This is a genomic window from Kocuria sp. SM24M-10, assembly GCF_001027955.1.
Classification (GTDB): Bacteria; Actinomycetota; Actinomycetes; order Actinomycetales; family Micrococcaceae; genus Kocuria; species Kocuria oceani.
Map to the genome: position 1 here is coordinate 24,067 of NZ_LDNX01000141.1, position 10,057 is coordinate 34,123.

Below are 10,057 nucleotides of genomic sequence, written 5' to 3' on the forward strand. Positions count from 1 at the left end.
GCCTCCCGGCCGCTCCCCGCGCAGCACTCTCCCCGCGCAGCACTCTCCCCGCGGCACGGGCGCCCTCGGCGCCACGGCACGGGCCCGCAGCCCGCGCGCGGCGGTCCTCCCACTGCACTCCCACCGCGGCCCGCACCGGCACCACTGCCGGTGCGGGCCGCGGTGCTCCCCGGGACGCTCAGCCCGCCGCACGGGCGGGAGCGCGCGCCACGGCGGCCAGCACCGGCCGGGTGAGCTCCAGGCCGGCGCGCACCAGCAGCGCCCCCGCCGCCACGGAGCCAAGCATCAGCGCAAGGGTGCCCGGGGCCAGCACGGCCGCGGGCCCGGCCATGGGGGCGGCGAGCACCAGCCCCGCAAGCCCGGACACGGCTGCCACCAGCAGCAGCGGCTGCATCACCGTGCGCACGCGCGCTGCGTGCAGGGTTCGCGTGTCCGCGCCCAGGGCGTGCAGGCCCGCGTAGAGCCACCGCCGGTCGTGGATCAGGGCGGCCTGGTTGACCACCGCCGAGACGGCCACCATCAGGAACGAGATGCCCAGCGTGAGCAGGACGCCCGTGGCCACGTCCCGGACCAGCCAGGCCTCCTCCGGCGTCATCGAGGCCGTCCCCGCCCCGCCCGGTCCGGCCCCGACCAGGGCTGCTCCGGAGCCCACGAACGTGGCCGTGAAGGCGGTCAGGGCCACCCCGGAGACCTGCGACCACGCCTGCCGGGGGTCCTCCAGCACGCCACGGGCCGCCAGCAGCTGCTCGGGGCTGCCGGCGCGCCGCACCCGGCGCCGTGCCTGGGCGCCGACCAGCCACACCCCCACGAGGTGCAGCACGAGGGCGCCGCCGGTGATCGCGGCCGCACTCAGGGCGACCATCACCGCCACGGAGGGGGCCACGGTCTGCCCAGCCACCGCGGCGATCAGCGCCGCCGAGAACAGTGCCCCGCCCACGAGCAGCCGGCGGGCACGCACCCGCGGGGCCTCGTGGCGCAGCCGCACCGCCAGCGGACCGACCGTGAGGCGGCGCACGCCCACGGCGGCGCTGCCGAGGGCGACGACCAGCACCCCGGCGAGCAGGCCCGCCAGCAGCGGCGCCGGGGGCAGCAGCGCGCGCCAGCCCAGGGGCGCGCCGCGGAACGGGACGAGTCCGAGCGGCAGGGCGAGCAGCGGTGCCGCCACGGCCCCGAGCACCACCCCGGAGCCGGCGAGCAGCAGCGGCTCGACCAGCGCCAGCCCGGTCACCGTGCCGCGGGAGGCGCCGAGCAGGGAGAGGGCGGACAGCCGGTCGTCCTGCCTCCGGGCGGAGAGCCGGGCGGCGGCAGCGCCCAGGGAGAGGAACGGGACCAGCAGCAGGGCCACGGCCACGAGGGCGAGCGACCGGTAGAGCGCCGCCAGCTCACCGTCCGCGCGGAAGAAGGCGGCGGTGCCGCCGCCGACCACCACCAGCAGCGCCGTGGGCGCGGCGAAGGCCGCGACGGTCAGCAGACCGGGCGCGGAGAGGAACGCGGACCGGGTGACGAACAGGGGCAGGAGGCGCAGCAGGGTCATCGGAGGGCACCCGCCGCCGTCCCCGCCGGCACAGCGCCGGCGGGGACGGCGTCCGAGACCACACGGCCGTCGCGCATCCGGACCACCCGGGCGCACCGGGCGGCCACGGACTCGTCGTGGGTGACCACCACGAGCGTGGTGCCGGCGCCGGAGGTCGCGGCCAGCAGCAGGGACATCACCTCCTCGGAGGTCCGCGAGTCGAGCGCACCGGTGGGCTCGTCGGCGAAGGTCACGGCCGGGCGGTTCACCTGGGACCGGGCGATGGCCACGCGCTGGGCCTGCCCGCCCGAGAGCTGCCCGATGCGGCGACCGCCCAGGCCGTCCAGGCCCAGCCGCCCCAGCAGCCCGGCGCCCGCCCGCTCGGCCTCCCGCCGTGACGTGCCGGCGAGCATCGCGGCCACCGCCACGTTCTCGAGGGCGGTCAGCTCGGGCAGCAGCAGGCCCTGCTGGAAGACGAAGCCGAGGTGGGACCGGCGCAGCACCGCGCGCTGGTCGGCGGAGGCGGCCGAGAGGGTCACCGGACCGCCCGGGACGTCCAGGGTCACGCCGCCGCGGTCGGGCACGACGATGCCCGCCAGGCAGTGCAACAGGGTGGTCTTGCCGCACCCGGAGGCGCCCATCACCGCCACGGACTCCCCGTGGTGGACGGTCAGGGTGACGCCGTCGAGGGCGGTGGCGGCGCCGTAGGCCTGGTGCAGGCGGTGGGCGTGCAGGGCGGGGGGAGCGGTGGAGGTGATCATGCTGCCAGCGTCCCCCGGCGCTCCCTGCGGGCGCATCGGAGCCCGGCATGATCCCGGCCCGGGGCCTCTCATCCCCGGGCATGAGAACCGGTGCTCAGTCCATCAGCCCCGACTCGTAGGCGAGGACCACGGCCTGCACCCGGTCCCGGACGCCGAGCTTGGCCAGGACGTGGGAGACGTGGGTCTTCACGGTCGCCTCGGAGAGGAACAGCTCGCCCATGATCTCCCCGTTGGACAGGCCGCGGGCCATCAGCAGGAAGACCTCGTGCTCGCGGGCGGTGAGGGTCGCGATCGCCGCGGCGTGGGGCCGGGGCGCGGCGGAGTCCTCGGCGGGCCCGGCCGCGGGCTCCAGCACGAAGTGGCCGATCAGCCGCCGGGTGGTGGACGGGGCGATCACCGCGTCGCCGCGGTGGACGGTGCGCACGGCGGCGAGCAGCTCCTCCGGCAGCGCGTCCTTGAGCAGGAAGCCGCTGGCGCCGGCCCGCAACGCGTCCAGGGCGTACTCGTCGAGGTCGAAGGTGGTCAGGACCACGATCCGCACGTCCGTGCCGTGGCGGTCGAGGATCTGCCGGGTGGCGGCGATCCCGTCGAGCACCGGCATCCGGACGTCCATCAGGACCACGTCCGGCCCGGACCCGGCCTGCCGCAGGCGCTCCACGGCGCGCACGGCGTCGGCGCCGTCCCCGCTCTCGGCGACCACCTCGAGATCGGGCTGGGAGTCCAGCAGCATGCGGAAGCCGCCGCGCACGAGCTGCTGGTCGTCGACGATGAGCACCCGCACGGGCCCGGGCGCAGGCTCGGGCACAGGGGCGGTCGCGGGGAAGAGGGACACGGTCAGCGCTCCTGGTGGGGGACGGAGAACCGGACGCGGAAGCCGTCCGGGGGGCAGGGGCCGGCCGAGACCGTGCCGGCGTAGAGGTCGGCGCGCTCGCGCATCCCCCGCAGGCCGTTGCCGGGAGCCGGGGCGCTGCGGGGGTCGGCCGTGACGCCGTCGTTGTGCACGGACCCGCTGAGTCCCTCACGGGTCCACCGCAGCTCGACGGTCACCGTGCGCAGCCCGGGGGCGTGGCGCAGGGCGTTGGTCAGGGCCTCCTGGACGATCCGGTAGACCGCCAGCTCGGCGCCGGAGGGCAGCCGGCCGGGCTCAGGCTCCCCGTGCACCCGCAGCCGCACGTCGGCGCCGGTGCCGGTGCAGCCGGCCACGAGCGCGGGCAGGTCCGCCAGACCGGGCAGCGGCGCGAGCGCGCCGCCGTCGTCGGTGCGCAGCACCCCGAGCAGGCGGCGCATCTGGGTCAGCGAGGACCGGCCCGTCGCCGCGATCGTCGCCAGCGCCGCCGAGGCCGTCTCCGGGGCGGGGGCGCCCCCGGCCGAGGCGACGGCGTAGCGGGCGCCGTCGGCCTGGGCGATGATCACGGACAGGGAGTGCGCCACGACGTCGTGCATCTCACGGGCGATGCGGGTGCGCTCGTCCTGGGCGGCGAGCCGCCGCTCCTGGTCCCGCTCGCGCTCCAGCCGCTGGGCCCGCTCCAGGAGCTCGCGGTCCCGGAGCAGGCTGAGCCGGCGCCAGCCGCCGAACGCGAAGGCCGCGAGCACCACCACGGCGGCGCCGCCGCTGACGGACAGCCACATCAGCCCGCGCTCCCACCAGCTCATCTGCGCCGCGCCGCCGAGGGCGGCATGGGTCAGGTGGTGGCCGAGGAGCACGGCACCGAGCACGCCCGCGGCCAGCAGGGCCCGCCGCCCGCGCACGCTCCCGTGCGCGGAGACCGAGTACACCGCCCAGGGCACCGCCCACAGGGCCGGATAGGGCACCGCCTGCAGGACCAGGGAGAGCAGCAGGGCCGCGGCCACCGCGGCGGCCGCGGCCGTGGGGCGGGTGCGCCGCCAGCACAGCGGGACGGTGGCGGCGAGGGAGAGGAGCCAGACCGGGGCCGCCCCGGGCGGCGTGCCGGCGCCGACGGCGAGGGTGAGCAGGGCCGCGGGCAGCACGCCCAGGGAGTCGGCGCGCGCGGGGTGGCGCCGGGCGGCGCTGTGCAGGCGGGGGATCACGGACATGGTGCCCCGAGTCTAGGGCCGCCGGCGGCGCGGCCCCGGGGAGGGGCGTCAGTCGCGCGGCGGCCGGTTCTTGCCGGGGGAGTCGTCGGAGGCGTCGTCGGCGCGGCCGGCCGAGGAGCCGCCGGGGGACCCGCCCCCGGGCCCGCCCTGTTCGGGGCGCCCACCGGTGGTCCCGCCGCCGCGGCGCAGCTCCTCCTCCCACCGGCGCAGCTTCTCGGCCTGCTCCTGCTGCCGGCGGCGCTCCTCGAGGTTGCGCAGGAACTGGGGGTCGTCGTCCGGGCCCTTCCCGCGCGCGGGGGCGGAGGAGTCCGCGGTGCCCCGAGGGCGGCCCAGGAACAGCCACAGGAGCGCGCCGAGCAGCGGGAGGAGGACGATCACCGCGATCCAGCCCCCCTTGCGGAGGCCGCGCATGGCGGCGCTGTCGGTCCGGGCGCACTCGATGAGGGAGTACACGATGACGCCCACCGCCAGTGCGGCTGCGCCGATGATGAGGATGGCTCTGCCCATGCCGACAATCGTAGGGGAGTTGCCTGGGCGCCAGCTCAGCGCCCGGGGAGATCTTCCAGGTGCGCTCGGTAGACTGGCGGGGTGAACTTCCTGAAGTACTCCCTGCTCCGCTTCGGCATCCTCGTGCTGGTCTTCCTGCTCAGCATGTGGCTGGGCGTGGGGCTGATCCTGTCCGGGATCGCCGCCGTGGCCGCGTCCTTCGCGGTCTCCTACCTGTTCTTCCCGCGCCTGCACACGGCCGCGGGGGAGGAGCTGCGCCGGTGGGTCGCCCGCTCCCCGCGGCCCCGTGACCGCGTGGCGCTCGAGGACCAGGAGGCCGAGGACGCCTACGTGGACCGGACGCTGCGCGAGGACGGGCGCGAGGTCTGAGCGCTCAGCGCGGGCTCACAGCCACTGCTGCAGCAGCACCGCCAGGGAGAACAGCACGGCCCACCCCACGTTGAGCACCCCGACCTGCTTCAGCACGGGGATGAGCTGGCGGCGGTCCTGCACCCGCAGGACCGTGGCCACCGGCGGCAGCGCCACCGGCACGAGCAGCAGCACGAGGAGCATCCACGGGTTGCCGGGCACCAGGAACAGCACCAGCGCGAGCGCCACGGCGATCTCGGCGGTGAACACCACCCGGGCCGGCGGATCGCCCAGCCGCACGGCCAGCGTCCGCTTGCCGACCTCCCGGTCCCCGGGCAGGTCCCGGATGTTGTTGGCCATCAGCAGGGCGGTGGCGATCAGGCCGGTGGACAGGGCCGCGACCCACGCCTCGGGATTGAGGGCGCCGGCCTGGGTCAGCGTGGTGCCGAGCACGGCCACGAGCCCGAAGTACACGAACACGAACACGTCGCCGAGCCCCCGGTACCCGTACGGGGTCCGCCCGCCGGTGTAGCCCCACGCGGCGAGCACGGCGGAGAGCCCCACGGGGATGAACCACCACTGGCGGCTGAGCACCACCAGGGCCGCGCCGGCGAGCGCGCCCAGGCCGAAGCACAGCAGCGCCGCCGCCTTCACCTGCCCGGGGGCCGCGGCCCCGGAGCCGGTCAGCCGCAGCGGGCCGACCCGCACGTCGTCGGTGCCCTTGATGCCGTCGGAGTAGTCGTTGGCGTAGTTCACGCCGATCTGCAGGAAGAGGGCCACCAGCAGGGCGAGGACCGCGCGGACGAGGTCGAAGGAGTGCAGGGCCTGGGCCGCTGCGGAGCCGGCCACGACCGGGGCCACCGCCATGGGCAGCGTCCGGAGCCGGGCTCCCTCGATCCACTGTGCTGGCGTGGCCACGGGCTACCTCCGTCAAGATGCGTCTGGCGCGGCCGCGGTGCGTCCCGCGCGGGGTGGGGACCGCGGCGGGGGTCCGGGCCGCCCACCATTGTGTCACGGTCCCGGGCCGGGCCCGCCCGGCTCAGCCGAGCAGGCGGGCCACCGCCGCGCGGTCCGGCTTGCCGGTGGGCAGCATCGGCAGCTCCTGGGGCCAGGCCCAGCGGCGGGGCACGGCGGCGCTCCCGTGCTCGGCGCGCACCGCCTCCGCGAGCTCGGCGCGCAGCCGGGCCCGGTCGGTGCCCGCGGCCGCGACCACGGCGGCGCCCACCGCCTGGCCCCACTCGGGGTCGGGCACGCCCAGCACGAGCGCCTGGCGCACGGCCGGGTGCCGGTCCAGCACGGCGGTGACCCGCCCCGCGGAGACCTTCACCCCGCCGGTGTTCAGGACGTCGTCGACCCGCCCGTGCACGGAGAGCACGCCGTCCGGGGAGAGCTCCCCGAGGTCGTCCGTGCGGTACCAGCGGGTCCCCGCGGCCTCGTGGAAGTGCCGCGCGGTCTGCTCCGGGTCCCCGGCGTAGCCCGCGGCGACCACCGCCCCGCCCAGCCAGATCCGCCCGGGCCCCGGCGCGGACGGGGTGCCGGGCCGCCCGCCGTCCTGCTCGACGTGCACGGAGACCCCGTCCAGGGCCACGCCGTCGTAGACGCAGCCTCCGCAGGTCTCGGACATCCCGTAGGTGCTGATCACCCGCAGGTCCGCCTCCCGGGCGGCCGCGAGCAGCCGCGGGGAGGCCGCCGAGCCGCCCAGCAGGACCGCGGAGAAGCTCTTCAGGGCCGAGACGGCGTCCCCGTTGCGGACCCCGGACTCCGGCTCGAGGATCCGCTGCAGCTGGGTGGGGACCAAAGAGGTGAAGCGCACCGGGTCCTCCAGCCGTGCGGCGGCCTCCGCGAAGGCCTCCGGGGTGAAGCGGGCGGCGGGGTCCAGCACCACGGGGTCCGTCCCGGCGTAGAGGGAGCGGACCAGGACCTGGAGCCCGGCGACGTAGTGGACGGGCAGGGCCAGCAGCCACTGGCCCACCGCGCCCGTGCGCACCGCGGTGGCCATGGAGGACGCGGCGAGGGCGTCCCGCGTGAGCACCGTGCGCTTGGCGCGGCCGGTCGACCCGGAGGTGCGCACCACGACGGCGGGTCCCGCCCGCCCGAGGACCCGGGTCAGCGGCGACAGCAGCCGCAGGGGGTCGCCGGCCACGGGGCCGTCGAGGACCACGGCGTCGTCGGGAACGATCAGCTCGGCCATCGCGGCCCTCCTCCTCGTGCTGCCGCCCGGTGCCCGGCCGCCCCGGCCCGGTCGGACCGTCCCGGCCGGACCGCGGCCTAGAAGTAGTACGGGAAGCCGGACCAGTCGGGGTCCCGCTTGCCCAGGAACGCGTCCCGGCCCTCGACGGCCTCGTCGGTCATGTAGGCCATCCGGGTCGCCTCCCCGGCGAAGACCTGCTGGCCGACCATGCCGTCGTCGGGCAGGTTGAACGCGAACTTCAGCATCCGGATCGCCTGCGGGGACTGCGCGGCCACGTCCCGGGCGGCGGCGACCGCCGCGTCCTCCAGCTGCGCGTGCGGGACGACCTCGTTGACCGCGCCCATCTCGAGCATCCGCTGGGCGTCGTACTCGCGGGCGAGGAAGAAGATCTCCCGGGCGAACTTCTGCCCCACCTGGCGGGCCAGCAGGGCCGAGCCGTAGCCGGCGTCGAAGGAGCCCACCGTGGCGTCGGTCTGCTTGAACCGGGCGTGCTCGCGGGAGGCGATCGTGAGGTCGCAGACCACGTGCAGGGAGTGGCCGCCGCCGGCGGCCCAGCCGGGCACCGCGGCGATCACCACCTTGGGCATCGTGCGGATCAGCCGCTGCACCTCGAGGATGTGCAGCCGCCCCGCGCGGGCCGGGTCGATGGACTCGGCGGTCTCGCCCCCGGCGTAGCGGTAGCCGTCGCGGCCGCGGATGCGCTGGTCCCCGCCGGAGCAGAAGGCCCAGCCGCCGTCCTTGGCGGAGGGGCCGTTGCCGGTGAGGATCACGGCGCCCACGTCGGAGCTCATCCGGGCGTGGTCGAGGGCGCGGTACAGCTCGTCCACGGTGCCGGGGCGGAAGGCGTTGCGGACCTCCGGGCGGTGGAAGGCGACCCGCACCCACGGCAGGTCGCGCAGCACGGCACCGTCGCCGTCCCGCTCCACGGCGCGGTGGTAGGTGAGGTCGCTGAGGTCCTCGAAGCCCTCGACCGTGCGCCACTGCGCCGGGTCGAAGAGCTCGGAGACCCGCTCGGGGAGGTGGCTGCCGGCAGGGGTCGGGGTCGCGTCGGTCACGGGTCCGAGTCTACGGGGCCGCTCCCGCCGGCTTCGAGCCGGGCCCCCGGACCGCCCCGAGCGGTGCCGTGGCGGGCGGGCGGCCACGGCCGGGCAGGGGCGAGCACGGTCAGCGTCCCGCCCGGTCCGCGTCCGCCGGGCCGGCGGCGCCCGCGAGCAGCGCACGGACCTCGTCGGCGGACTCGCAGGCCAGCGCCCGCCGGGCGAGGTCCCGCGCGCCGGCCAGGGTCACCTCCCGCAACCGCGCCTTGACGAGGGCCACCTGGGTGGGCACCACGCTGAGCTCCTCGACGCCCAGCCCGGCGAGCACCACCGCCGCCGCCGGGTCACCGGCGAGGTCGCCGCACACCGCGACGTGCGTGCCCTCGGGCACGTCGGCGCACACCCGGGCCACCAGGTCGAGCACGGCGGGGTGCCGGGCGTCGGCCAGCGCGGAGACCGCGGTGTTGCCCCGCTCGGCCGCCATCGTGTACTGCGCGAGGTCGTTGGTGCCGATGCTCACGAAGTCGAGGCCCTGCGCCACGCGGCGCACGGCCAGGGCGGCGGCCGGGACCTCGACCATGACGCCGACCCGCATCCCCGCCGGACGGCCGCCGGCCGCCGCGGCCGCCTCGTCGAGCCGCTCCAGCGCCCACGCCACCTCCTCGGCGGTGCTGACCATCGGGAACATGACGTGCACCGGGTGGTCCCGGGCCACCTGGCAGACCGCGGTCAGCTGGTCGAGGAGCACCTCCGGGGCCCGCCGCATGAGCCGAAGCCCGCGCTCGCCGAGGAACGGGTTCGCCTCGGCGGGCGCCGGCAGGAACGGCAGCGGCTTGTCGCCGCCCACGTCCCAGGTGCGGACGGTCACGGGCCGCCCGGCGAACGCCTCGGCGATCCCGGCGAACGCGGCCGCCTGCGCGTCGACCGACGGGGCGTCGTCCAGGTGGCCGAACAGGATCTCGGTGCGCAGCAGCCCGCACCCCTGCGCGCCGGACGCGACGGCACGGCCGGCGTCGGCGGGCGTCGTGACGTTGGCGAGCACCGGCACCGGGTGGCCGTCCGCGGTCGCGCCCGGCTCGTGGGCCCGCGCAAGGGCGCGTTCGGCCTCGGCGGCCCGGGCGGCCGACAGCTCGCGGAGGGAGCGCCGGGTGTCCTCGTCGGGGTCGACGACGAACCGCCGGTCCCGCGCGTCGAAGCCGATGACCGCGCCGGGTGCCACGTCCGCCGCGGCCGGACCGGCGTCGGGGTACACCGGGACGCCGCGCGAGCGGGCGACCAGGACGCCGTGGCCGGTGTCCCCGCCCGCCAGCGCGGCGACGCCAGCGACCCGCTGCGGGTCCAGCGTCGCCGCCGTCGCGGCGTCGAGCTCCCGCAGCACGAGGACCACGGGCGGACCGTCCGCCGGGACCGCCTCGTCCGGGGCGCCGGGTCCGGCCAGCGCGGCGAGCACCCGCCGCCGCACGCTGCGGACGTCCTCGGCGCGCGCTCGCAGGTAGGGGTCGTCCATCGCCTCGAGCTCCCCGCCCAGCGCGGCGAGCCGGTCCCCCCACGCCGTGGGCGCGGCCGCGCCGGCGGCGACGTCGGCGGCCACCGCGCCGGCCAGCTCGGGGTCGGCCAGCAGGGCCTCGTGGGCCTCGAGGACGGC

General features: G+C 77.3%; 10 protein-coding genes. 1 reads left to right on the top strand and 9 read right to left on the bottom strand.

Features of this window, described 5'->3' with window-relative positions; translation table 11 throughout:
• Positions 1-178: 178 nt before the first annotated feature.
• The 5 genes from ABL57_RS17160 to ABL57_RS17180 form a co-directional block, all read right to left on the bottom strand.
• Entirely contained in the window at positions 179-1,534 is a 1,356-nt protein-coding gene (locus ABL57_RS17160; protein WP_047804694.1) for a hypothetical protein, read from the bottom strand.
• Complete coding sequence (locus ABL57_RS17165) at positions 1,531-2,274, bottom strand: ABC transporter ATP-binding protein (RefSeq protein ID WP_047804695.1); 744 nt, start codon at positions 2,272-2,274, stop codon at positions 1,531-1,533. Before ABL57_RS17165 ends, ABL57_RS17160 begins: the two co-directional genes overlap by 4 nt.
• A gap of 94 nt (positions 2,275-2,368) precedes the next feature.
• Entirely contained in the window at positions 2,369-3,112 is a 744-nt protein-coding gene (locus ABL57_RS17170; RefSeq protein WP_371212490.1) for a response regulator, read from the bottom strand.
• The gene (locus ABL57_RS17175) at positions 3,109-4,329 is read right to left on the bottom strand and encodes a sensor histidine kinase (protein ID WP_053005085.1); all 1,221 of its coding nucleotides are present in this window, start codon (positions 4,327-4,329) and stop codon (positions 3,109-3,111) included. Before ABL57_RS17175 ends, ABL57_RS17170 begins: the two co-directional genes overlap by 4 nt.
• A 48-nt stretch (positions 4,330-4,377) precedes the next feature.
• Positions 4,378-4,836, bottom strand: coding sequence for a PLDc N-terminal domain-containing protein (locus ABL57_RS17180; RefSeq protein WP_047804696.1), 459 nt, complete (start codon positions 4,834-4,836; stop codon positions 4,378-4,380).
• An 81-nt stretch (positions 4,837-4,917) separates the two neighbouring features.
• Between ABL57_RS17180 and ABL57_RS17185 the strand changes: the two genes are divergently transcribed.
• Positions 4,918-5,205, top strand: a complete 288-nt coding sequence (locus tag ABL57_RS17185) for a DUF4229 domain-containing protein (RefSeq protein WP_047804697.1) — start codon at positions 4,918-4,920, stop codon at positions 5,203-5,205.
• 15 nt (positions 5,206-5,220) lie between these two features.
• On the opposite strand, the gene ABL57_RS17190 is transcribed toward ABL57_RS17185, so the two are convergent.
• From ABL57_RS17190 to ptsP, 4 genes are all read right to left on the bottom strand, one after another.
• Positions 5,221-6,102 carry a 1,4-dihydroxy-2-naphthoate polyprenyltransferase gene (locus tag ABL57_RS17190; RefSeq protein WP_047804698.1) on the bottom strand — a complete coding sequence of 294 codons (882 nt, stop codon included), beginning with the start codon at positions 6,100-6,102 and terminating at the stop codon, positions 5,221-5,223.
• Between the two features lie 121 nt (positions 6,103-6,223).
• A complete protein-coding gene (locus ABL57_RS17195; protein WP_047804699.1) occupies positions 6,224-7,375 on the bottom strand; it encodes an AMP-binding protein in 1,152 nt (383 codons plus the stop codon).
• A gap of 77 nt (positions 7,376-7,452) precedes the next feature.
• Complete coding sequence (locus ABL57_RS17200) at positions 7,453-8,430, bottom strand: 1,4-dihydroxy-2-naphthoyl-CoA synthase (RefSeq protein WP_047804700.1); 978 nt, start codon at positions 8,428-8,430, stop codon at positions 7,453-7,455.
• A gap of 109 nt (positions 8,431-8,539) precedes the next feature.
• Positions 8,540-10,057: phosphoenolpyruvate--protein phosphotransferase (gene ptsP, locus ABL57_RS17205; RefSeq protein ID WP_047804701.1), on the bottom strand; the 1,518-nt coding region annotated here is incomplete at its 5' end.

What these genes read in the sequence shown, in the direction of transcription:
- ABL57_RS17165 (WP_047804695.1), bottom strand. Translation starts at nt 2,274, where the DNA reads ATGATCACCTCCACCGCTCCCCCCGCCCTGCACGCCCACCGCCTGCAC.
- ABL57_RS17195 (WP_047804699.1), bottom strand. Translation starts at nt 7,375, where the DNA reads ATGGCCGAGCTGATCGTTCCCGACGACGCCGTGGTCCTCGACGGCCCC.
- ABL57_RS17160 (WP_047804694.1), bottom strand. Translation starts at nt 1,534, where the DNA reads ATGACCCTGCTGCGCCTCCTGCCCCTGTTCGTCACCCGGTCCGCGTTC.
- ABL57_RS17180 (WP_047804696.1), bottom strand. Translation starts at nt 4,836, where the DNA reads ATGGGCAGAGCCATCCTCATCATCGGCGCAGCCGCACTGGCGGTGGGC.
- ABL57_RS17175 (WP_053005085.1), bottom strand. Translation starts at nt 4,329, where the DNA reads ATGTCCGTGATCCCCCGCCTGCACAGCGCCGCCCGGCGCCACCCCGCG.